Raw genomic sequence first — 22049 nt, forward strand, 5'->3', positions numbered from 1 at the left:
GCCCCCACCCGTACCCGGACGACCCAAAGTGTGCGGTTCGACCAATTTCCATTCCCGTTCGCTTAATTCATGGCGGCGTAGCATGCCGCTAAGCTACGACCACTGTCCACACTCCCTAGGGTAAACACTACTCGCGCTGCTTTATCCAGCAATTGTTTTTGGTTATCTGACAGGAATCTTTCTTTCAACCTGCGAGTGCTGATCATGATAAACGGCTGAAAAAATGCACATATAAATAGAAGCAAGGAGAGCCAATGAGCAGTTTTCATAGTGTCAAGGGCCTGTGCTGTTTGCTTTTGATCATTTTTTGAACGGCACTACCAATAGCTCGGCCCCTGACTGATCCGGCACGAATTATACCTTCCTACGCCGTCTTATGCGCCTCTACGTGCTGCGTCAGCCCCACGAAATCCTGCACGCTGAGCTGCTCAGCGCGCTTGTCGAAGATGGCGTCGGTGGTAGCTTCGGGCGGCATGCCAAAGGGCTTGAGGGCATTGCGCAGCGTTTTGCGGCGCGTCTGGAAAGCCTGCTTCACTACCCGGAAAAACAGCTTCTCGTCGCAGGCCAGGGACACCGTCTGGTTGCGGGTGAGGCGGATGACGGCCGACTGCACCTTGGGCGGGGGACTGAACACGTGCGGGGGCACCGTAAACAGGTACTCAATGTCGTAGAATGCCTGCAGTAGCACGCTCAGAATGCCGTAGGTTTTAGAGCCGGGGCCCTCGGCCAGGCGGTCGGCCACTTCCTTCTGAATCATGCCCACGCACTCGCGCACCTGCTGGCGGTGGGCCAGCACCTGGAAGTAAATTTGGGAGCTGATGTTGTAGGGAAAGTTGCCGATGATGCTCAGGGGCTGCCCGGCGTAGAGCTTGCCCAGGTCCATTTTCAGGAAATCCTGGGAGTAGATGCGGCCTTCCAGCGCCGGGTAGTGTTGCTGCAAGTACGCCACCGACTCGCGGTCAATTTCCACCACGGCGGTGCGGTACTCTTGGTGCTGGAGCAGCGTTTGAGTAAGCACGCCCATACCCGGCCCGATTTCCAGCACTTCCGTCACCCCATCGGGCAGGCGTAGGGCCTCCACAATGTTGCGGGCAATGTTGGGGTCGTTGAGAAAGTGCTGCCCGAGGTGCTTTTTGGCTTTAACGGAATCCATAGGGGAGAATGAAGAATGAGGCGTGAAGAATGAGAAATGAAAACAAGGGAACAGCCGTTGGCTTATTCCTCATTCTTCACGCCTTATTCTTCATTCCTAAAAGGCTTACCTTCGCTACCCCAAAGGTAGGGCCGGTGCTGCTCACTATGCGCGGCGGAGCCTTCCTTCCGGAGAATAAACGGTCTATTTTCCTTCTCATGCCGCTTCAATTAGCCTACGCCGCCGATTTTCCGTCCATTGCCGACACCGTTTTCATTCTCCCGGCCGGCACCAGGGAGCTTTCCGTTGAAACCGCCGCCGACCTGCCCGCCCCCGTGCGCCAGTACGTAGCCGAGCAGCTGGCCGCCGACGTAAAGCTGATTCGCATCAACCAGTATTCCCACCACCACTACTATGTGGTAGCCGAGGAAAAGAAAACAGCTGCTCTGAGCGCCGAAGCCCTGCGCAAAAGCGGCCACCAGCTGCACGCCCTCGTTAAGCAAGACAAGGTAAAAGAGCTGTTTGTGCAGGATCTGACGGAAACCGGGGCGCTGTACCTAGCCGAAGGGCTGGCCCTCAGCGCCTACCAGTTTACCGGCTACAAGACCGACGAAAAATCCAAGCAGGCTCCGCATTTGCAGCGCCTTACCCTGGTAGGTGCCAGCGTTACGGCAGAACAGGTACAGGAGCTGGAGGGTGTGCTGGCCGGCGTATACCTGGCCCGCGACCTAGTAAATGCTCCCCAAAACAAGCTCAACGCCACTCAGTTTGCCGAGCAGATGGAAGCGGCCGGCGCCGACGCAGGCTTTCACGTGGAAGTACTGGACCTGGTGCGGATTGAGGCCCTGCGCATGGGCGGCCTGCTGGCCGTCAACCAGGGCAGCCCCGAGCCGCCTACGTTCACCATCATGGAGTACAAGCCCGCCACAGCTACCAACCAGCAGCCCATTGTGCTGGTGGGCAAAGGTGTGGTCTACGACACCGGCGGCCTGAGCCTCAAGCCCACGGCCGGCGGCATGGACACGATGAAGTGCGATATGGCCGGCGGTGCAGCCGTGGTGGGCACTCTGTATGCTCTGGCCAAAAATCAGGTTCCCCTTCACGTTATTGGCCTCGTGCCGGCCACTGACAACCGCCCCGGCGGCATGGCCTTCGCCCCGGGCGACGTCATCACCATGTACAGCGGCCTCACGGTAGAAGTACTGAACACCGACGCCGAAGGCCGCCTGCTGCTGGCCGATGCGCTGGCCTTCGCCAAGAAGTACAACCCCGAATTGGTGCTGGATTTTGCCACGCTTACCGGTTCGGCGGCCCGCGCCATCGGCAAGGAAGGCATCGTGTGCATGGGCACGGCCGATGAGGAAACGTTGAGCGCCCTCAAGCAGGCCGGCCACCGCACCCACGAGCGGCTGGTGGAATTTCCGCTCTGGGACGAGTACGCCGACCACATCAAGAGCGACCTGGCCGATATCAACAACCTGGGCAAGGCCGAAGCCGGGGCCATTTCGGCCGGCAAGTTTCTGGAGCGCTTCACCGAGGGCTACCCCTGGGTACACTTCGACATTGCAGCGCCGGCGTTTCTGGCCGCCCCCGACTCCTACCGCGGCAAAGGCGGCACCGGCACGGCTGTGCGTCTCACCTACGAATTTCTGAAAAGCAAAGTGTAGCCTGGGCCTAAGCCTTCTACCCTTGCTGGCAGGGACTATATGCCCTGCTTATCCTCTAATTAGTACAGTTACAGAATGCTTCCACGCATTGGTATTTCCGTCGGCGACCTGGCCGGCATCGGGCCCGAAATCATCTACAAAACGTTTCTGGATGCGCGGCTGCTGAAGTTCTGCACGCCCGTGGTGTATGGCACCGCTACCGCGCTGTTCGACGACTTCCCCGTAGCCCAGGGAGCCGAGCCGCTGACGTTCCGGCAAGTGCGCGCGGCCCAGGATATTGCTCTGGGCAAACACAACGCCGTGACCTGCTGGGAAGATGACTTCGCCCTCACCCCCGGCCAGCCCTCCGAAGCCAGTGGCCGCGCCGCCCGCCAGAGCCTGCTCGCCGCCGCCCGCGACCTGAAAGCCGGCCTACTCGATGCCATGGTAACAGCCCCCATCAGCAAGGAGAATACCCAGGCCGATGACTTCCGCTACCCCGGCCACACGGAGTTTTTGACCAGCTTTTTCGAAGCCCGCGAAAGCCTGATGCTGCTCGTGAGCGAAGATCTGCGCGTGGCTACGGCCACCGGCCACATCCCCCTAAAAGATGTTTCGGCCCGCGTTACCCCAGCCCTGCTCACCACCAAACTGCGGATTTTGCTGCACTCCCTCCAGCACGACTTCGGCATTCTGAAACCCCGCGTAGCGGTGCTGGGGCTGAACCCCCATGCGGGCGAAAACGGCCTTCTAGGTACAGAGGAAGCCGATACCGTGACCCCGGTGCTGCGCCAGCTCCAGGACGAAGGCCACCTCGTGTATGGCCCCTACCCAGCCGACGGCTACTTTGGCACCGGGCAGTTCCGACAGTTCGATGCCACCCTTTCCCTCTACCACGACCAGGGACTGATTCCTTTTAAAACCTTAGCCTTCGAGCGGGGCGTAAATTTCACGGCGGGCTTATCGGCTATCCGCACTTCTCCCGACCACGGTACGGCTTATGGCTTGGCCGGCCAATACAAAGCCGACGAAACTTCGTTCCGGGAGGCCTTATACCTGGCTTGCGACTTAGTACGCCGGCGGAAAGAGCAACTGCAAACGAAGTAGTACCGGGCCTTTTGGCTATTGATCTACGGGGCACTGAAAGGAGCATTGTCAAGCGACAAAGCCTCTTTTAGCGCTCCGTAGGCCGTTTATTTGGGTTGAAAGCACAACTGAACCCCACTTACCAGGGTGAAATATTCTTTCCAAAAGTGAAATTTTCTTTGCTGATTCAGAACTATGCCGTAGCTTTGTGGCCTCTTCCCTGCTTTCTGCTTTTTCACTGCTTCCATGACGCTTCAAACCCCCGCTGATTACCGCACGGCCCTGCGGCGCCTTGATGCGCTGGTGGCAGCTGGGGTGGAGGGCAATGCGGCGCTGGAAGTAGAGTTTCGGGAGCTGATTGTGGCCCTCGACACCTACGAAAGCAAGCTGGGGCTGCTGCCCATTCCCAACCTGCCCACTTCCCTGGCTGAAATGATCGAGCTGAAGCGCCAACAAATGCGCCTCAAGCAAAAGGAGCTGGCCCAACTTCTCGAAGTACCTGCGGGCCGCCTCTCCCAGATCCTGAGCGGTAAACGGCGCGTTACCCTCGACTTGGCCAAGCGCCTGTACGAGCGGCTGGGCATCCCGTCAGACTTCATTCTCAAGAACGCCTGACTTGATTCCCGTTATATAGCCTGCCTTTTCATCCCGGCAAAATCTTCCTACTTTTGCCCCCTGCTATTTACTTGACTCGTGAAAAAAGACGCTCAATTTGACTTGGCCATTGCCAAACTAGCCGACAAAACGCACCATTTCGCGTTTGAGCTGGACCGTGCGTTCTTCGAGCAGTTCGACCAGCAGCTAATTCCCGACGGCAACCTGCACGCCGACGTAACGCTCCACAAAACGGACCGGCTTCTGACGCTGGACTTCGCTATCAAGGGCACCGTACGCCTGATCTGCGACCGTAGCCTGGATGAGTACGATCAGCCCCTGGATATTCAGGAGCAGCTACTGGTGCGCTACGGCGACCGGGAGGTGGAACTGGATGATAACGTCCTGCAAATTACCCAGGACACCCAGACGCTACCCATCGCCCAGCACCTGTTCGATTACATCGGGCTGGCCCTGCCCATGAAGAAGCTGCACCCCCGCTTCCAGAATGAGCCCGATGAGAACCCCGAAGCTGAAACCAAGCTCATCTTCACCACCCGCCAAGAGGGCGACGATGAGGATGACGACAACGACGGCATTGACCCGCGCTGGAACGCGCTGAAAAACCTGAATTAGACTGTGTTCAGCTAATTCTTCATTCTTTACTTCATCTTTTCTAATTTCTTTTCAACATGGCACATCCTAAACGCCGGACCTCCAGCGCAGTTCGCAGAAAGCGTCGTACCCACTATAAACTGACTCCGAAGCCAGTTTCCATTTGCCAGAACACGGGTGAGTTGCACCTGCGTCACAAAGCCTACGTAGTTGACGGCGACCTGTACCTGAACGGTAAAGTAGCCATCAAGGACTACGCGCCCGTAGCCACGGCCGCCGCGGCCGATACGGACGAAGAATAGCCTCCGCCCTCCCTGACCTTCCCTCTCCCCTCTGTTCCTCGGTATGAGGCGGCGGCGCCTCTTGTTGCCCCTGGCGGGCGGCAAGAGGTGCCCGGGGGTACTCTCCAAGACATCTTGAACGTTCGTACATGAAGATAGCCCTGGACGCTATGGGGGGCGACTTTGCCCCCCAGGCTGCGGTCGATGGCGCGGTACTGGCGGCTAAGGCCCTGGCCGGCAAAGCCCAGATAGTGCTGATTGGTCAGGAAGACGCTGTGCAGCCCTTGCTGGCACAACACGGTGCAGCCGCGGCTGACCTCCAATTCGTTTCTGCTTCGCAGATCATCGAAATGGGTGAACACCCGGCCAAAGCCTATCAACAGAAACAGGATTCCAGCATTGCCGTGGGCTACCGTATGCTCCACGCGGGCGAGGTAGAAGCCTTTTGCTCGGCGGGCAATACTGGCGCTATGCTGGTAGGCGCCATGTTCAGCGTGAAAGCCGTACCCGGCGTGCTGCGGCCGGCCATTGCGAACTTCGTTCCCAAATTGCACGGCAGCTTTGGCATCATGCTCGACGTGGGCGCCAATGCGGAGTGCAAGCCCGAAATGCTGGAGCAATTTGGAGAGTTGGGCTCTTTATATGCCCAGTATGTGCTGGGCATCGAGCAGCCTAAAGTGGGCCTCATGAACCTCGGCGAAGAGGAAGGCAAAGGCACCACGCTTTTGCAGGCAGCACACAACCTGCTGAAAGTGAATCCCCATATTCACTTTATTGGCAATATCGAGGGGCGCGACCTGTTCAATGACCGGGCCGACGTTATCGTCTGTGACGGCTACACCGGCAATGTGTTGCTGAAAATGGCTGAGTCGATTTACGACATCATGGCCGAAAAAAAACTGCACGACCCCTTCTTCGACAAGTTCAACTACGAAGCAGTGGGCGGCTCCCCCATTCTGGGCATCAACGACAACGCCATCATCGGGCACGGAGTGAGCACGCCTGCAGCCATCTGCAACATGCTCATGCAAGGCTACCAAATGGCGCACTCTGGTATTTCCGACCAGATAAAATCCACCTTCAAGTCCTAGCGACTAAGTCCGGCCCCGGCCGGACTTTTTCTTAGCCGCGCTTTTTCGTTTTCTCGTTTTCGATGAAAGTTACCGCTGCCATTACCGGAGTGGGTGCCTATGTACCCGATTACGTACTAACCAACCAGGAGCTCGAAACTCTGGTGGATACCACCGATGAGTGGATTACCACCCGCACCGGTATTAAAGAGCGCCGTATTCTGAAGGGCGAAGACCAGGGCACGTCCGTGATGGGCATCAAGGCCGTGGAGCAGCTGCTGGCCAAAACGGGTACCCGGGCCGAGGACATCGACCTGCTGATTTGCGCCACCACCACGCCCGACATGGTGTTTCCGGCCACGGCCAACCTCATTACGGCCGGCGTAGGCGCTACCAAAGCCTTTGGCTTCGACATGCAGGCGGCCTGCTCAGGCTTCCTGTTCGCCCTCACCACCGGCGCGCAGTTTATTCAAACCGGCAACTACAAAAAAGTAGTGGTAGTAGGCGCTGATAAGATGTCGTCCATTGTGGATTACACCGACCGCGCCAACTGCATTATCTTCGGGGATGGCGCGGCGGCCGTGCTGCTGGAGCCTAACACCGAGGGCTACGGCCTGCTCGACCAGCAGCTGCACTCTGATGGCAACGGCGCCCGCTACCTGCACCAGAAAGCCGGTGGTAGCCGCCGCCCGCCAACGGCCGAAACGGTAGCCAACCGCGAGCATTATATCTACCAGGAAGGCTCCACGGTGTTCAAGTTTGCCGTAACCAACATGGCCGACACAGCTGCTCTGGTGGCAGAGCGCAACCACCTCACGGCCGACGATATAGCTTGGCTGGTTCCCCACCAGGCCAACAAGCGCATCATCGACGCCACGGCCAACCGCGTGGGCATCGGGCCGGAAAAAGTGATGCTCAACATCCACCGGTTCGGCAATACCACCAATGGTACCATTCCGCTGTGCCTAGCCGATTACGAAAGCCAGCTTAAGAAAGGCGACGACTTGATTTTCGCTGCTTTCGGCGGCGGCTTCACCTGGGGGGCGCTCTACGTGAAGTGGGCATACGACGGTGCGCCCGTTGCAACCGGCATCTAAACCGGTTTAGGCGGCACGCACGCGGAAAACCTCTATACTTGCGGCTGCAAGTAAGAGTGAAGCAGTAATGAGGAAGGCTGACGCTTTACCTGGACCTTGGTTTTTTGCCTGTTCCAGCTCATTCTTCATTACTAATTCTTAATTACTAATTCCAATCTCCCACCCCATGGCCACTACTGCCGACTTTCGCAATGGGCTCGTGTTGAACTACAACAACGAGCTGCACGTCATCACCGAATTCCAGCACGTGAAGCCCGGCAAAGGCCCGGCCTTCGTGCGTACCAAGCTCCGCAACATCAAAACCGGCCGCGTGATTGACAACACGTTCAATGCCGGGGTGAAAGTGGAAACCGCCCGCGTGGAGCAGCGCCCCCACCAGTACCTCTATAAAGATGAGTACGGCTTTACGTTCATGGACAATGAAAGCTTTGAGCAGGTAGTGCTGCCGGAGGCCATGGTGCCATTTGCCGACCTCATGAAAGAGGGCCAGGTGGTCACCATCCTGTTCCACGCCGAAACCGAGCAGCCCCTCACGGCCGAGCTGCCCACCACGGTGGAGCTGGTGGTAACGTACACCGAGCCGGGCCTGCGTGGCGACACCGCCACCAACACGCTAAAGCCCGCCACCGTGGAAACGGGTGCCCGCATTCAGGTGCCGCTGTTTATTGATACTGACACCAAAATTCGCATCAAGACCAGCGACTACTCCTATGTCGAAAGAGTCAAATAAGCAGCCCAATAAGCCCTCAGCCGCCGCCATGAAAGCCAAAGAACTGCAAGACCTGATTGACTTTATTGCCAAGTCGGGCCTGAACAAAGTAAACATTGAAACCGAGGAGTTTAAGATTTCGGTACAGCGTGAGCCCAGCACCAAGGTAGTGAGCAGCGGCGTAGCCATGGCTGCTCCGGCTCCGGCCCCGGCCGCTCCGGCCCCAGTAGCGGCTCCAGCTCCTGCCCCGGCTGCTCCCAGTGCCCCCGCCGCTCCCGCGGCCGAAGCCGCTGGTGGCAACTACGTGCCCCTGAAAGCGCCGATGATTGGCACCTTCTACCGCAGCAGCTCCCCGGATGCCCCGCTGTTTGTACAAGTGGGCGACTTGGTAGAGAAAGGCCAGGTTATCTGCATCATCGAGGCCATGAAGCTCTTCAACGAAATCGAAGCCGAGCACTCGGGCCGCATTGTGAAGGCCATGGTGGAAAACGCCTCCCCCGTGGAGTACGACCAGCCCCTGTTCCTCATCGAGCCGATGTAATTTCAGAACTGAGCAAGCAGAGCTTAGAACTTAGAATTGTGGAGTTGGCCGCGCGCCGTCTCTCGTCTAAGTTCTAAGCTCTCATTTCTCACATCTACCCTAGAGCTGTGTTCAAAAAAATACTGATTGCTAACCGGGGCGAAATTGCGCTGCGCATTATTCGCACCTGCAAGGAAATGGGCATTAAGACGGTGGCCGTGTACTCCACCGCCGACAAGGAAAGCCTGCACGTGCGCTTTGCCGATGAGGCCGTGTGCATTGGCCCACCCGCTTCTTCGCAGAGCTACCTGAGCATTCCCACCCTGATTGCGGCCGCCGAAATCACCAATGCCGATGCCATTCACCCGGGCTACGGCTTCCTGAGTGAAAACGCCGAATTCTCGCGCGTGTGCCAGGAAAACGGCATCAAGTTCATCGGGGCCTCGCCCGAGATGATCAACCAGATGGGCGACAAGGCCTCGGCCAAGGACACCATGAAGAAAGCCGGCGTGCCCTGCATTCCCGGCTCCGACGGCCTGCTCGACTCCGTGGAGCAGGGTAAGAAGGTGGCGGCCAAAATCAAGTACCCGGTTATTCTGAAGGCTACGGCCGGCGGTGGTGGACGCGGCATGCGCATCATCAACTCCGAGGACGAGTTTGAGAAGGCCTGGAACGACGCCCGCACCGAAGCCAAAGCCGCTTTCGGCAACGATGGCGTGTATCTGGAGAAGTTTGTGGTGGAACCCCGCCACATCGAGATTCAGATCTGCGGCGACCAGTACGGCCGCGTGTGTCACCTCTCGGAGCGCGACTGCAGCATTCAGCGCCGCCACCAGAAGCTGGTGGAAGAAGCGCCTTCGCCCTTCATGACGGACGACCTGCGCGAGAAGATGGGCAAGGCCGCCATTGCCGGCGCCTCGGCCATCAACTACGAAGGCGTAGGCACCATTGAGTTCCTGGTCGACAAAAACCGGGACTTCTATTTCATGGAGATGAACACCCGCATCCAGGTGGAGCATCCTGTGACGGAGGAAATCATCAACTACGACCTTATTAAGGAGCAGATAAAAGTAGCCGCGGGCATCCCGATTTCGGGCACCAGCTACTACCCCAAGATGCACGCCATGGAGTGCCGCATCAATGCCGAGGACCCCTCGAAGGATTTCCGCCCTTCGCCCGGCAAAATCACCACGCTGCACATTCCCGGCGGCCACGGGGTGCGCGTGGATACGCACGTGTACGCGGGCTACCAGATTCCGCCCAACTACGACTCCATGATTGCCAAGCTTATTACCGTGGCCCAGACGCGGGAGGAGTGCATCGTAAAAATGAAGCGCGCCCTGAGCGAGTTTGTAGTAGAGGGAGTGAAAACCACTATTCCCTTTCACCTCGCCCTCATGGACAATGCCGACTTCAAGGAAGGTAACTTTACCACCAAATTCCTGGAGTCTTCGTTTGATTTCTCGTTGCTGTAACGCTGAGAACGTGGTTATTTACCTGCAATGCCCGGCCAGCAAGCCGGGCATTGTTGTGTGGTAGCCGTTGCAATTATGCTGAGTGAGTGCCCACTTTTCCCTTTGCCTATGTGGTGGTTTTACGCGTTGCTTTCGGCTGTTTTCGCCGCTTTAACGGCCATTTTGGCTAAAGTCGGGGTAAAAAATGTAGACTCTAACCTGGCTACTGCCCTGCGCACCGTTGTTATTCTCGTGTTGGCCTGGGGCGTTGTCTGCTTTCGCGGTGGGCTGGCCCAGGTACAGCACTTATCACGCACCACGCTGTTGTTTCTTGGGTTATCGGGCCTGGCAACAGGCTTATCGTGGCTCTTTTATTTCAAGGCCCTGCAGCTTGGAACCGTGACGCAGGTGGCGCCAGTAGACAAACTCAGCGTAGCGCTGGCCATCCTCCTGGCGGTAGTTTTTCTGGGCGAAAAGCTGACCTGGCAGACTGGTTTGGGCGCCGGTTTCATCCTGCTTGGCACGCTGATTTTAGTCTGGCGTTAGGTCATCTTCTCAACCTCAACCAGACAATTGTACTAATTAATTATTAGCGAATACTTTTTAAAGGCGAAATTTCGCCATAAGCAAATTAACACAAACGTTTAAAATGCTGTAGTTCAACGTTTTGAGTGATTACTCACCCGTAGAATGCAGGCTAAAAATGCCAAAATTCTATTCCAATATTTCCTAGGATTATACCTAGTATTGCTAGCATAATCTCTCTTACAAAAACCCACCATTCATGAAAAAATTACTTGCGGCGGCCCTGCTAGGGCTGTCAGCTACGGGCACCCTTGTGTCCTCGTGCACGAAAGATCAGGTGCAGCCTGGCCGGACGCAGGCACCCATGACTGCCACTACTACCAAGAACGCCGTGGCGGTGAATGGCGTGATGATGCAGGCTTTTTACTGGGATGTGCCCATTAGTAACGCCCAAGGTACTTGGTGGCAGGTGCTGGGCTCCCGGGCCGCGGAACTGAAAGCAGCTGGCATTACGGCCCTCTGGCTACCCCCGGCGTACAAAGGTGGCAGCCAGGCCGATGTAGGCTACGGCGTGTACGACCGCTACGACCTAGGCGAATTCAATCAGAAAGGCACCGTGGCTACCCGCTATGGCACCATCGGCCAGCTGCAATCGGCTATTACTTCGCTGCACGGCCAAGGCATTCAGGTGTACGAGGACATGGTGATGAACCACCTGACCTGGGCCGATGCGCAGGAAAATGTGAACGGTAACCTGGTGTATACCAAGTTCAACTTCCCTGGCCGCGGCAACACCTACAGCTCCTACAAGTATACCTTCAACAACTTTACTGGCACGCAGCAGGCGCCCAACAATGGCTGGTACCAGTGGAAAAGCTGGGACTTCCAGCCCTACGCCAACAACGACGCCTACGATAACCTGCTGGGCTCGGAAATTCAGTACAACAATAACTCCGCCAACGCCACCGAAACCATCAACTGGGGTAACTGGATTACCACTAAGCTACAACTTGACGGCTACCGTCTGGACGCCACCAAGCACATCTATACGCCCTACGTAAACCAGTGGCTGGATGCTGTGAAGGGCACCAGTGGCCGCTTTGCCGTGTCGGAGGCTTGGTTCCGTAACCTGCAGGATCTGAAGAACTATGCCGCCGCTACGGGTGGGCGTACCAGCCTCTTCGATGTGCCCCTGCACTACACCTTCCAGGACATGAGCAATGGCAACGGAGCCTGGGATATGCGCGGCCTGCAGTTCGCCGGCTTCACCGAGTCGAACCCCACGCTGTCCGTGTCGTTCGTGGATAACCACGATACCGACCACCCCGGCGCCCTGTACTCGCCCGTGACCAACCTGAAGATGCTAGCCTACGCCTACATCCTGACCCGGGCCAACGGCTACCCCTGCGTGTTCTACAAAGACTACTACAACTACGGCCTGGGCAACCAGATCAAGACCCTCATCGGGATTCGCCAGGCCAACGCCTACGGCGCTGCCTTGGAGTACACCAGCGCCAACGACGCCGACGTATACGCTTACTCCCGCGCTGGCGACTCTTCGCACGCTGGTTTGCTGATGTTGCTCAACGACGGCGGCTCGGCCCGCACCAAAACCCTGACCACGCCCTTCAAGAACGCTACGCTGACCGACAAAACCGGCAACACCAGCGGCACTGTAACCACTGATGCCAACGGCACCGGCAACTTCCCGGTAAATGCCCGCAGCTACGCCGTATGGGTACCCGGTGGCACGCCTCCTCCCCCGCCACCACCCACGGGCACCACGGCCGTTTCATTTAACGTCAACTACAGCAACACCGTAACGGGTCAGGATGTATACGTAGTGGGCAGCACCGCCCAGTTGGGCAGCTGGAACACCGCCAACGCCATTAAGCTCAGCGGCGCCACTTGGCCTGTGTGGAAAGGCACCGTAAGCCTGACCAGCGGTGTGAGCGTGCAGTACAAGTACATCCGCAAGGATGGGGCCGGCAACGTGCTCTGGGAAGGCGGTTCCAACCGCACCTTCACGCCCTCGGGCACCAGCATGACGCGCACCGACACCTGGCAGTAATTGCCTTGACAGCCTAACAACAGGCCGCCTACCTCGTAGGCGGCCTGTTTTATTATCTGCCCCCCGTTGCTCCAAAGCTCAGCATCCGCTCCTTCCAAAGTTAGGAACGGTGCCCGCTTTCACGAGGCCACCCGTGGGCATATACCCCGGGGAAAGCGGCGGGTTGAGCAAGCAACTACCTACCGCAAGTCGGCCCGTTCCAGTTGTTTCTCTTCGACTGCCTAAGTAAATCCAATGCTTGACTTTAGGAGCTTGTATTCTATATTCAAACACTACTGTATTTGCTACTAATGTCCTCCTCCCCCGCTTCTCCCGAACTGCGCCCGCGCCCCTCCGGCTGGCACCAACTGAATACCGTGGCCGCCGCCGCAGGCCTCGGACTGGTGCTAGCCCCGTGGCTGTACGAAGCATCCGTAGCCTTGGGACTGATTGAGCCGCTGGCCGAGGTAAGCTCAAGTTGCGGGGATACCCCACCGCAATGGCTGGCCCTCCGCGTTGGACTGAGTTGGGGTTTGTTGACCGGCATCAGCCTGGCGCTGGCTCAGCAGTGGACGAAGCGGCGGTGGGCCGTGGGGGCCGTCTTGCTCGACGTGATTGTCCTGTACCTGAGCATGCAGCTGTTTGTCTATGGTAGCTCGAAAGTGTTTGCCACCCAGTTTCCACGCCTGTGGGCCAACCTCGATACGCCCCCGGCCGAGCTGACGCCCATGCGCGTGGCCTGGCAGTTTTTTGGCTATTCGCGGGCGTATCAGCAATTTCTGGGGTGGGGCGAGGTCCTGCCGGCAGTGCTGCTGTTGTTTCGTCGTACCCGCACCCTGGGTGCTTTTGTTGCCACGGTGGTGATGCTCAACGTGTTCGTCATCAACCTGTTTTTCGACGTGTGCGTGAAGATTGGCTCGGGCACGTACCTGGCCCTGGCGCTGCTGCTCCTGGCCCAGGATGCTGACCGGCTCTGGCAGTTCTTCATTTTGCACCGCCCGGCCGCCCCCCGCACCCTGCCTGCCACGGGGGCCCGCTTCGGGCCGCGGGGGCGCTGGGTATACTGGGGCCTGGGCACCCCGCTCACACTGGCTATGCTCTATGTCGTGGGGCAGGACACCATTGGCGTTCGGGCCTACGCCGCCGAGCAGGCCCAGGTGCTGCCCGTTACCGGCGTGTGGGAAACCGTGCAAGCCGAGCGGTGGACGGCGGGCCGCTGGCAGCCGGTTGCCGCCACCGACTCAGCCTGGCCGTCCCGCGCCTACTTTCAGGCGGCCAACGCCGTGCTACGCAACGCCTTCCGCCGCGACCGGTTCATAACGGAACCCGACTCGGCGCAGCCCCAATTGGTTCTGCAGCTCATTGCCCGCAGCGAAAACAACGAGTACGGTGCCCCCCGCCCCTGGCAGTACACGCTGGCCAAGCCGGACACGCTTCGTTTGCTGGGCCGCTGGCGGCAGGACTCCTTGCGCCTGTCCTTGAAGATGCGGCGGGACTTGATGAAGTAAAGGACTACCAACTTCAATCAGCGGCCAAGAATCCCGGACCGTAACGCACTACCCGGCCGGCGTTTGCTTAATCTAAGAGTTAACCGGCGGGCTGTTCGTCTCAATTTCCGTCACCAGCTCCCCGTACCACGCCTCGCCGTACTTGCGAATCAGGGGCTCCTTCAGGAACTGGTAGATGCGCACGCCCAAGTTGGCCCCGAATGAGCAGGCCGGGTTGCAGATGTTCCACCGGTCGTAGTTCAGGGCCTCGAAGTCCTCGTACTTGGTGATGCGGATGGGGTATAGGTGGCAACTGATGGGCTTTTTGAACGAGGTAGCCCCGGCCAGATAGGCTTCCTCGATGCCGCACTTGAGAATACCCCGCTCATCGTAGAGGGCGTAGGCGCACTCCCGGTCGTTGATGGTAGTAGTGCTGTAGTCGTCCTCCCAGTCTTTGATGTAGAGGCCTTGCTCTTCAATAGCGGCGCGGCCGGCCTCCGTCAAAAAGGGCTTAATGTTCTCGTACTCCTGCTCCAAAATGGCCAGCTCGGCGGTTTCCAGCGGCGCGCCCAGGTCGCCCTCCACGCAGCAGGCCCCTTTACAGGCCTCGAGGTTGCAGACAAAGAAGTTGTCCCGAACGTCGTCGGAAATGACGGTATTTTGAATGATAATCATGGCAGTGGGTTCCCGCAGAGGGCGCAGAAGGTTTCGCAGGGGGCGCAGAATGTTCTGCGTATTCGGCGAAACCTTCTGCGGGAAATCGGAAACACAAAGATAACCCCGTTTCGTCACGCGGTGGCAAAGCCGTACCTTTGCTAACAAGCCAACAAGCTTAGTTTCCGACTGACTTTCGCATGGGACTGGATTATCTTTCGTTATTGAACCCTTCGCAGGCGGCCGCCGTGATGCAAATCGACGGGCCCTGCATGATTATAGCCGGCGCGGGCTCGGGCAAAACCCGGGTGCTCACCTACCGCATTGCCAACCTGCTGGAGCAGGGCGTTGACCCGTTTCACATCCTGGCCCTCACCTTCACCAACAAGGCGGCCAAGGAAATGCGCGCCCGCATCGAGAAAGTGGTGGGCCCGAATGCTAAGAACTTGTGGATGGGCACCTTCCACAGCATCTTCGCCCGCATTCTACGCTCTGAGGCCGATAAAATCGGATACCCCCGCTCCTTCACCATCTACGACACCCAGGACAGTAAAACCCTCATCGGCCAGATTCTGAAGGAGCTGGAGCTGGACGACAAGATGTATAAGCCCAACATGGTGCTGAGCCGGATTTCCTCGGCCAAGAACAAGCTGATTTCGGTGCAGCAGTACCTGAATGACCCCGTCATCCGCCAGGACGACGAAGCCTCGATGCGGCCCAAGCTGGGCGTGATTTACCAGCAGTACGCCAACCGCTGCTTCAAGGCCGGGGCCATGGACTTCGACGACCTGCTCTACCAGACCAACGTCTTGTTCAAGGACCACCCCGATGTGCTGAACAAGTACCAGCACATTTTCCGGTACGTGATGGTGGACGAGTACCAGGACACCAACTACTCCCAGTACCTGATTGCCCGTAAGCTGGCCGCCAAGGACCGCAACATTTGCGTGGTGGGCGACGACGCCCAGAGCATCTACGCCTTCCGCGGGGCCGATATTCAGAACATTCTCAACTTTGAGAAGGACTACCCCGAGCTGCAGGTGTTCAAGCTGGAGCAGAACTACCGCTCCACCAAAACCATTGTGAAGGCGGCCAACTCCGTCATCAAAAACAACCAGGCCCAGCTGCGCAAAGACGTCTTCTCCGACAACGAGGAAGGCCCGCTGATTGAGGTGCTGAAAGCCGCTTCCGACAACGAGGAAGGCAAGCTGGTGGCCAACAGCATCTACGAGGACAAGATGAACCAGCACTTGTCCTACGACGACTTTGCCATCCTGTACCGCACCAATGCCCAGAGCCGGGCCATGGAGGAAGCCCTGCGCAAGCTCAACATCAAGTACAAGATTGTGGGCGGCCTGAGCTTTTACCAGCGCAAGGAAATCAAAGACTTGGTAGCCTACCTGCGCCTCACCGTGAACCCCAACGACGAGCAGGCGCTGCGCCGCGTCATCAACTACCCCAAGCGCGGCATCGGCGACACCACCATTGCCAAGCTCATCAACGCGGCTGAGGAGTCAAACCACACCATCTGGGAGGTTGTCAGCAATGCCGACCAATTTCTGCCCACGCGCGCGGCCAACCCCATTGTAGACTTCGCCGAGAAAATCAAGGCGTACACGACCGTGGCGGCCAAGGAAGATGCGTTTGAGGCCGCTAAGTTCATTGCCAAGAACTCGGGCATGATTGAGGAGCTCTACGCCGACAAAAGCATCGAGGGCCTCTCCCGCTACGAGAACATCCAGGAACTCCTGAACGGCGTCAAGGCCTTCGTGGAAGATCCTGAGCGCGAAGAAAAAAGCCTCAGCGCCTTCCTGCAGGACATTGCCCTTGTTACAGACGCCGACACCAAGGACGCCCAGAGTGAAGGCGAGCAGGTAACGCTGATGACCATCCACTCGGCCAAGGGGCTGGAGTTTCGCAACGTGTACATCGTAGGCCTGGAGGAAAACCTCTTTCCTAGCCAGATGATGATTACCTCCCGGGCCGATCTGGAGGAGGAGCGCCGCCTGTTCTACGTGGCTATTACGCGGGCCGAGAAAAAGCTTACCCTAAGCTACGCCACGTCCCGCTACCAGTGGGGCAACCTGCGCAGCTGCGAGAAAAGCCGCTTCCTCGACGAAATCGACCCGCAGTACGTGGACTTCAAGTTCTCGGCCGGGCCCATCGGCAGCGCCGGACCGGGCGAGTCGCCGTTCGGGCACGTGTTTGAGCGGCGCAGCAACTTGGTCCCCCAGGCTCCGCGCAAGCTGGCCGCCACCAAGTACACCCCGCCCGCCGATTTCAAGCCCTCCGACACCAGCAACCTGCAAACCGGCCAGCGCGTAGAGCACCCCAAGTTCGGCTTTGGCACCGTGACCAAGCTCGAAACCGTGCAGGGCTCCACCAAAGCCATTATTGAGTTTGAGGAAGTAGGCGAGAAAACGCTGCTGCTTTCCTTCGCCAAGCTGCGGGTACACTAAGTTCCCTGCGCATCTTGTTGTTATTCGCGCTACTTTAGGTGGCGCATTTCTCTTTCGCGCTACCGCGCTTTGCCTCCTGTCCGGGTCGTAGCTAGTCAGCTGACGGTCGGCGGGAGGTTTGGCGTATATTTGGCGACCTTTTCTTTTCCCATGCCATTACCTTCCCTGCATAAACACGAGCTGCTACAGCGCGAGTACGGCCAGAGCACCTACCAGCTTATCCAGCAGCTCCACGATATAGAAGACCGGGATGAGCGCAGCAAGCGGGCCCAGCAGCTGGTGCAGCTTATTTTCCGCCTGCAGCCCGGCTTGCGCGATCAGCCCGATGCCCAGCAGAAGGTGTGGAATCATCTGTACGAAATGGCAGATGAGAACCTGGACATTGACGCGCCCTTTGAACTGAAAGGCCTGAAAGCCCTCAATGAGCACCCCAAGCCCTTGCCCTACCCCCAGAAAGCCCTCAAGCTGCGCGCCTACGGCCGGGGCATAGAGCTGCTGGTGGAAAAGGCCCTGACGATTGAAGACCCGCAGGAGCGTGAGCAGGCCACCATCACCATCGGCCGCACCATGAAGTTCCTGTACCGCTCCCACAACAAGGAAAACGCCAAGGATGTCACCATCCTCAAGCACCTCAAAGACCTGTCAGGCGGCAAGCTCACCCTCGACCCCGCTCAGGTAGAAGCGCAGGGCTTGTTTGAAACCGCCGTAGCTCCCGCTACGGCGGGTGGCCGCCCGGCACCATTCATCGTGCCCCAGCCCCGCCAGGAGCGCCCCGACCGCGAAGGACGCCGCAGCGGAGGCGCCGGCAACCGCCGGGACAAGCAGCGCCGGGGTGGCAAAAAGAGCCGCCAGGAGCCCCAGCAACCCCCGCAGTAGCTTTTATTAGCTGATAGCTACTGGCTTTTTGCTTTATGAGCAGCCACCACTTTCTCCTGCTCTATTTTTTTCTTGAACAAAAAAGCTAACAGCCAACCACTGATAGCTAACAGCTTACTCCATGGCTTCATTTGAAGTAATCGGCGGCCACCCGCTGAAAGGCGAAATTGTACCCCAAGGCGCTAAAAACGAAGCGCTGCAGATTCTGTGCGCCGTCCTGCTCACGCCCGAGCCCGTTACCATCAGCAACATCCCCGATATCCGGGATGTAAACAAGCTCATTGAGCTGCTGCGCGACATGGGCGTGAAAGTGGGCAAGCTGGCCTCCGATACCTACCGCTTCCAGGCCGACGCCGTCAACCTCGATTACCTTGATACGCCCGAGTTTGTGGCCCAGGCCGGGGCTTTGCGCGGCTCGGTTATGATTTTGGGGCCCATGCTGGGGCGGTTTGGCAAGTGCCAGCTGCCCAAGCCCGGCGGCGACAAAATTGGTCGGCGGCCTATGGATACGCACTTCCTGGGGCTGGAAAAGCTGGGCGGCAAGCTAACCATGGAAGGCTCCGACTTTTACCGCATCAAGGCCGAAAACGGCCTGACGGGTACGTACATGATGCTGGACGAAGCCTCCGTAACGGGTACGGCCAACATCGTGATGGCCGCAGTGTTGGCTAAAGGCACTACTACCATCTACAACGCAGCCTGCGAGCCGTACCTGCAGCAGCTCTGCAAGATGCTCGTGCGCATGGGCGCTCAGATCAATGGCATCGGCTCCAACCTGCTGACCATTGAAGGTGTGGAAAGCCTCGGCGGCACCGACCACCGCATGCTGCCCGATATGATTGAAATCGGGTCCTTTATCGGTCTTGCCGCCATGACGGGCTCGGAAATTACCATCAAGGACTGCCAGATTCCGGAGTTGGGCATCATCCCGGACACGTTCCGTAAGCTGGGCATTCAACTGGAGTTCCGCGGCGACAACATCCACATTCCGGCCCAGGCCCACTACGAAATAGCTACTTACCTCGACGGCTCCATCCTCACGGTTTCCGACCACACCTGGCCCGGCTTCACCCCCGATCTGCTCAGCATTGTGCTGGTGGTGGCTACCCAGGCCAAAGGAACCGTGCTCATTCACCAGAAGATGTTTGAGTCGCGCCTGTTCTTCGTGGATAAGCTCATCGACATGGGCGCCCAGGTTATCCTCTGCGACCCGCACCGCGCCACCGTTATTGGCCTGGACCGCCAGAAGCAGCTGCACGGTATCAACATGACCTCCCCCGACATCCGGGCGGGCGTGGCCCTGCTCATTGCGGCCCTTTCCGCCGAAGGCCGCAGCGTGATTGACAACGTAGAGCAGATTGACCGCGGCTACCAGTACATCGACAAGCGCCTCACGGCCCTGGGTGCTCAAATCCGTCGGCTGTAGTACCCACTAAGCAACAAAAAAGCCCCGACCGAATCCGGTCGGGGCTTTTTTGTAACGCAGACCTGATTTAGTCTACCACCATATCGACAATGGCCGTAACCACCGACAGCACAATGCTGAATAGCAAAGCTGACAGGAAACCATCTACCTTGAAGCCAGGCAGAATCCAGGCGGCCAGCAACACAATCAGGGCGTTGATGACGAGCAGGAAAAGACCCAACGTGAGAATGGTGATGGGAAAGCCCAGGATTTTCAGGATGGGCTTCAGCACAGCGTTCAGCACGGCCAGCACCAGCACCAGCAGGATAGCGTCGCTGAAGCCGCCGATGTGCGACCCGGGCAGGTAAGTGGCCAGCACATAGGTGATAATGGCCGTAAGAATGAATTTGAGGATGAAACCCATAAGCGTGCGGAGAGATGAGGGAGTGAAGGGAAGAGAGAATAGCCCGAAGTATTGGGCCGGGCTAATGTACTGTTTCCCGTCGTTTTGGTTTTTGACCGGCACAAAAAAGGCAGCTTCTTTCGGAAGCTGCCTTTTCTACTTAGCTTGAGCAAGTGGGTTAGCTCTCCATCCCGGTGGCTTTCAGCCGCCCTTGGGAAACGGCCATCCAGTTGCACATCTGGTACAGGAGGCGGGCACCCACGTTGCCGTTCCAGTCAGTTTCGCCGGGGGCTACCTCGTTCAGGTCGCAGCCGATGATCTGGCGGCCCGAGCGCACCACGGCCCGAATCAAGTAGAGGGCTTCTTCAAACTCCAGGCCGCCGGGCACGGGCGTGCCGGTGCCGGGGCAGAGCTTGGGGTCAAGGCCATCGATGTCAAAGCTCAGGTATACTTTCTGGGGAAGCTGCGCAATGATTTTCCCACACATCTTCTTCCACGACTTCTTCTCGTACATCTGGTCGCGCAGGGAGCGGTGGTGGAACATGGCCACCCGCCCCCCAGACTGCGCAATCAAATCGGCTTCCTGCTGGCACAGGTCGCGGATGCCCACTTGCACCAGCTTCTTTACCTGCGGCAGTTGCAGGGCATTGTACATGATAGACGCGTGGGAGTACTCAAAGCCTTCGTAGGCGGGGCGCAGGTCGCAGTGCGCATCAATCTGCAGAATTCCGAATTCTTCGTGCCGTTCTGCCAGGGCATGCATGTAGCCCAGCGGGGTGCTGTGGTCACCGCCCAGTACCACCACACCTTTGCCCGCATCAAGCAAGGCGCCGGTTTTTTCTTTGAGCCAGAGCAGCAGCTCTTTGCCTTTGGCCGTGATGGAGGCGGGAACTGTAGCAAAGGAGGCGCCTTTTTTACTGGGGCGGCCTTCTTCCAGCCAGCCGATGTACTCGGCTGCCTGAGCGCGCAGGGCATGGCTTTGGGCGGCCCAATTTTCATCTATGTCCTCCATGGCAATGCCCAGGCGCCAGGCATCGGCAACGTCCGGGTCATAGAGGTCCACCTGCATAGAAGCCTCGTGGATAGCGGCGGGACCTTGTGCCGTGCCGGCTTGGTAAGAAACGGTTACTTCCCAAGGGACTGGTACTACCACAACCTGGGCTTCGGCTGGGGTAAAGGGCAAACCAAATAAGCCACCAGAAGCGTCACCTACACCGTTAGGATCAAATTCAGCTAGCTTTTTTTCGAGTGATGTAGATGCCATAAGCTCAAGCAGAGTCAACGCGGCGCAGGTTATGCCCCGGCCGATTGCGTATCAAGGAAGTTGTAACCCCGGATGATTTCCAGAATCTTAACGAAGGTAGCGCGGTCAAAAAACAGCATCAGGGGCAGCTCTACCGAGCTGTTCTGGTCGGAAAACTGCGTGATGACTGAGAAGATAAGGGGCTGAAACTCGGGGTTGTGGCTGATGAGGTTGTGCAGGGAGTGCGCCACGTCGCCGTTGGAGGCCGCCGGGGGCGCCCCATAGATGTGCGCCTTCAGGATGTTGGCCAGCTGGGTTACCAAGGCGCCGGTGATGATGTTGCTCATCTCCAGCAGCAAGGATTCCTGCATTTCATTTACCTCAATGGTTTCCGGCACATTCAGCCGTAAGCACACTTTGGAGAGGCGCTGCACATGCTGCCCCGAGAAGAGCATAAGCGTGGTGCCGTTAAAATCCCCCCGAATATCGGACTGGATAATCCGGTGGCTGCTTTCATACTGCCGGACCATATCAATGATCCGGTCGGCCGTCACCAGGTCCAGGTTCGGAACTTCCAGCAACACCTTTTCCTGCGCAATCACGGCAAACGAGTCTGCCGCGCGCGCCAGGCCGATGTTGAGAATCTCACGGATGATATCCCGCTCTAGTTCCGTCATGTGCAACTCCATACGCTCATTCAGTTGGTCAGCCGTAAGTACCGAAGAGCTTACAGCCGGGGTATG

The 22049-nt window shown here is 58.1% G+C and carries 21 protein-coding genes; 16 read left to right on the forward strand and 5 right to left on the reverse strand.

Annotated features, from left to right (window positions below):
• Window positions 1-364 precede the first annotated feature (364 nt).
• Complete coding sequence (gene rsmA / locus FY528_RS19925; protein WP_149072778.1) at window positions 365-1153, reverse strand: 16S rRNA (adenine(1518)-N(6)/adenine(1519)-N(6))-dimethyltransferase RsmA; 789 nt, start codon at window positions 1151-1153, stop codon at window positions 365-367.
• A gap of 197 nt (window positions 1154-1350) precedes the next feature.
• Between rsmA and FY528_RS19930 the strand changes: the two genes are divergently transcribed.
• From FY528_RS19930 to FY528_RS19990, 13 genes are all read left to right on the forward strand, one after another.
• A complete protein-coding gene (locus FY528_RS19930; RefSeq protein WP_149072779.1) occupies window positions 1351-2799 on the forward strand; it encodes a leucyl aminopeptidase family protein in 1449 nt (482 codons plus the stop codon).
• A 75-nt stretch (window positions 2800-2874) separates the two neighbouring features.
• Window positions 2875-3885: a 4-hydroxythreonine-4-phosphate dehydrogenase PdxA gene (gene pdxA / locus FY528_RS19935; protein ID WP_149072780.1), complete on the forward strand. Its 1011-nt coding sequence runs from the start codon at window positions 2875-2877 to the stop codon at window positions 3883-3885.
• A 225-nt stretch (window positions 3886-4110) separates the two neighbouring features.
• Entirely contained in the window at window positions 4111-4479 is a 369-nt protein-coding gene (locus FY528_RS19940; RefSeq protein ID WP_149072781.1) for a helix-turn-helix domain-containing protein, read from the forward strand.
• Window positions 4480-4557: 78 nt separating this feature from the next.
• Window positions 4558-5094 (forward strand): YceD family protein, encoded by a 537-nt coding sequence (locus tag FY528_RS19945; RefSeq protein WP_149072782.1) that lies wholly within the window; start codon window positions 4558-4560, stop codon window positions 5092-5094.
• A gap of 56 nt (window positions 5095-5150) precedes the next feature.
• On the forward strand, window positions 5151-5375 hold the full coding sequence (gene rpmF, locus FY528_RS19950) for a 50S ribosomal protein L32 (protein ID WP_149072783.1): 225 nt from the start codon (window positions 5151-5153) through the stop codon (window positions 5373-5375).
• 128 nt (window positions 5376-5503) lie between these two features.
• Entirely contained in the window at window positions 5504-6445 is a 942-nt protein-coding gene (gene plsX, locus FY528_RS19955; RefSeq protein WP_149072784.1) for a phosphate acyltransferase PlsX, read from the forward strand.
• 62 nt (window positions 6446-6507) lie between these two features.
• A complete protein-coding gene (locus FY528_RS19960) occupies window positions 6508-7521 on the forward strand; it encodes a beta-ketoacyl-ACP synthase III (RefSeq protein ID WP_149072785.1) in 1014 nt (337 codons plus the stop codon).
• Between the two features lie 166 nt (window positions 7522-7687).
• The gene (gene efp, locus FY528_RS19965; RefSeq protein ID WP_149072786.1) at window positions 7688-8251 is read left to right on the forward strand and encodes an elongation factor P; all 564 of its coding nucleotides are present in this window, start codon (window positions 7688-7690) and stop codon (window positions 8249-8251) included.
• Between the two features lie 28 nt (window positions 8252-8279).
• Complete coding sequence (gene accB / locus FY528_RS19970; protein ID WP_149072787.1) at window positions 8280-8771, forward strand: acetyl-CoA carboxylase biotin carboxyl carrier protein; 492 nt, start codon at window positions 8280-8282, stop codon at window positions 8769-8771.
• A gap of 107 nt (window positions 8772-8878) precedes the next feature.
• Window positions 8879-10225: an acetyl-CoA carboxylase biotin carboxylase subunit gene (gene accC, locus FY528_RS19975; RefSeq protein WP_149072788.1), complete on the forward strand. Its 1347-nt coding sequence runs from the start codon at window positions 8879-8881 to the stop codon at window positions 10223-10225.
• Between the two features lie 27 nt (window positions 10226-10252).
• Window positions 10253-10750, forward strand: a complete 498-nt coding sequence (locus tag FY528_RS19980; protein ID WP_262384069.1) for an EamA family transporter — start codon at window positions 10253-10255, stop codon at window positions 10748-10750.
• 238 nt (window positions 10751-10988) lie between these two features.
• Window positions 10989-12800 (forward strand): alpha-amylase, encoded by a 1812-nt coding sequence (locus FY528_RS19985; RefSeq protein ID WP_187632219.1) that lies wholly within the window; start codon window positions 10989-10991, stop codon window positions 12798-12800.
• 290 nt (window positions 12801-13090) lie between these two features.
• A complete protein-coding gene (locus tag FY528_RS19990) occupies window positions 13091-14287 on the forward strand; it encodes a hypothetical protein (RefSeq protein WP_149072789.1) in 1197 nt (398 codons plus the stop codon).
• Between the two features lie 72 nt (window positions 14288-14359).
• Here the strand turns inward: FY528_RS19990 and FY528_RS19995 are convergent, their stop codons facing one another.
• Window positions 14360-14941 carry a DUF3109 family protein gene (locus FY528_RS19995; RefSeq protein ID WP_149072790.1) on the reverse strand — a complete coding sequence of 194 codons (582 nt, stop codon included), beginning with the start codon at window positions 14939-14941 and terminating at the stop codon, window positions 14360-14362.
• 185 nt (window positions 14942-15126) lie between these two features.
• Here FY528_RS19995 and FY528_RS20000 point away from each other — a divergent pair, with 185 nt between their 5' ends.
• The 3 genes from FY528_RS20000 (at window position 15127) to murA (ending at window position 19681) form a co-directional block, all read left to right on the forward strand.
• On the forward strand, window positions 15127-17379 hold the full coding sequence (locus FY528_RS20000) for an ATP-dependent helicase (protein WP_373281637.1): 2253 nt from the start codon (window positions 15127-15129) through the stop codon (window positions 17377-17379).
• Window positions 17380-17529: 150 nt separating this feature from the next.
• On the forward strand, window positions 17530-18255 hold the full coding sequence (locus tag FY528_RS20005) for a DUF4290 domain-containing protein (RefSeq protein ID WP_149072792.1): 726 nt from the start codon (window positions 17530-17532) through the stop codon (window positions 18253-18255).
• 121 nt (window positions 18256-18376) lie between these two features.
• On the forward strand, window positions 18377-19681 hold the full coding sequence (murA, locus tag FY528_RS20010) for a UDP-N-acetylglucosamine 1-carboxyvinyltransferase (protein ID WP_149072793.1): 1305 nt from the start codon (window positions 18377-18379) through the stop codon (window positions 19679-19681).
• Between the two features lie 67 nt (window positions 19682-19748).
• Here murA and FY528_RS20015 read toward each other — a convergent pair whose 3' ends face one another.
• The 3 genes from FY528_RS20015 to FY528_RS20025 all read right to left on the reverse strand — a co-directional run bounded on the left by FY528_RS20015 (window position 19749) and on the right by FY528_RS20025 (window position 21995).
• On the reverse strand, window positions 19749-20084 hold the full coding sequence (locus FY528_RS20015; RefSeq protein ID WP_149072794.1) for a phage holin family protein: 336 nt from the start codon (window positions 20082-20084) through the stop codon (window positions 19749-19751).
• A 157-nt stretch (window positions 20085-20241) separates the two neighbouring features.
• The gene (locus FY528_RS20020; protein WP_149072795.1) at window positions 20242-21327 is read right to left on the reverse strand and encodes an agmatinase family protein; all 1086 of its coding nucleotides are present in this window, start codon (window positions 21325-21327) and stop codon (window positions 20242-20244) included.
• 29 nt (window positions 21328-21356) lie between these two features.
• Window positions 21357-21995 (reverse strand): chemotaxis protein CheC, encoded by a 639-nt coding sequence (locus FY528_RS20025; RefSeq protein WP_232066312.1) that lies wholly within the window; start codon window positions 21993-21995, stop codon window positions 21357-21359.
• Window positions 21996-22049: the final 54 nt, after the last annotated feature.

It is taken from the genome of Hymenobacter lutimineralis, assembly GCF_008271285.1.
In the GTDB taxonomy this organism is placed as follows: domain Bacteria; phylum Bacteroidota; class Bacteroidia; order Cytophagales; family Hymenobacteraceae; genus Hymenobacter; species Hymenobacter lutimineralis.

Bases quoted from the DNA above. Each gene is read 5' to 3' on its own strand.
- rsmA (WP_149072778.1), bottom strand. From the start codon at position 1,153: ATGGATTCCGTTAAAGCCAAAAAGCACCTCGGGCAGCACTTTCTCAAC.
- FY528_RS19930 (WP_149072779.1), top strand. From the start codon at position 1,351: ATGCCGCTTCAATTAGCCTACGCCGCCGATTTTCCGTCCATTGCCGAC.
- pdxA (WP_149072780.1), top strand. From the start codon at position 2,875: ATGCTTCCACGCATTGGTATTTCCGTCGGCGACCTGGCCGGCATCGGG.
- FY528_RS19940 (WP_149072781.1), top strand. From the start codon at position 4,111: ATGACGCTTCAAACCCCCGCTGATTACCGCACGGCCCTGCGGCGCCTT.
- rpmF (WP_149072783.1), top strand. From the start codon at position 5,151: ATGGCACATCCTAAACGCCGGACCTCCAGCGCAGTTCGCAGAAAGCGT.
- plsX (WP_149072784.1), top strand. From the start codon at position 5,504: ATGAAGATAGCCCTGGACGCTATGGGGGGCGACTTTGCCCCCCAGGCT.
- FY528_RS19960 (WP_149072785.1), top strand. From the start codon at position 6,508: ATGAAAGTTACCGCTGCCATTACCGGAGTGGGTGCCTATGTACCCGAT.
- efp (WP_149072786.1), top strand. From the start codon at position 7,688: ATGGCCACTACTGCCGACTTTCGCAATGGGCTCGTGTTGAACTACAAC.
- accB (WP_149072787.1), top strand. From the start codon at position 8,280: ATGAAAGCCAAAGAACTGCAAGACCTGATTGACTTTATTGCCAAGTCG.
- FY528_RS19980 (WP_262384069.1), top strand. From the start codon at position 10,253: ATGCCCGGCCAGCAAGCCGGGCATTGTTGTGTGGTAGCCGTTGCAATT.
- FY528_RS19985 (WP_187632219.1), top strand. From the start codon at position 10,989: ATGAAAAAATTACTTGCGGCGGCCCTGCTAGGGCTGTCAGCTACGGGC.
- FY528_RS19990 (WP_149072789.1), top strand. From the start codon at position 13,091: ATGTCCTCCTCCCCCGCTTCTCCCGAACTGCGCCCGCGCCCCTCCGGC.
- FY528_RS19995 (WP_149072790.1), bottom strand. From the start codon at position 14,941: ATGATTATCATTCAAAATACCGTCATTTCCGACGACGTTCGGGACAAC.
- FY528_RS20005 (WP_149072792.1), top strand. From the start codon at position 17,530: ATGCCATTACCTTCCCTGCATAAACACGAGCTGCTACAGCGCGAGTAC.
- murA (WP_149072793.1), top strand. From the start codon at position 18,377: ATGGCTTCATTTGAAGTAATCGGCGGCCACCCGCTGAAAGGCGAAATT.
- FY528_RS20015 (WP_149072794.1), bottom strand. From the start codon at position 20,084: ATGGGTTTCATCCTCAAATTCATTCTTACGGCCATTATCACCTATGTG.
- FY528_RS20020 (WP_149072795.1), bottom strand. From the start codon at position 21,327: ATGGCATCTACATCACTCGAAAAAAAGCTAGCTGAATTTGATCCTAAC.
- FY528_RS20025 (WP_232066312.1), bottom strand. From the start codon at position 21,995: ATGGAGTTGCACATGACGGAACTAGAGCGGGATATCATCCGTGAGATT.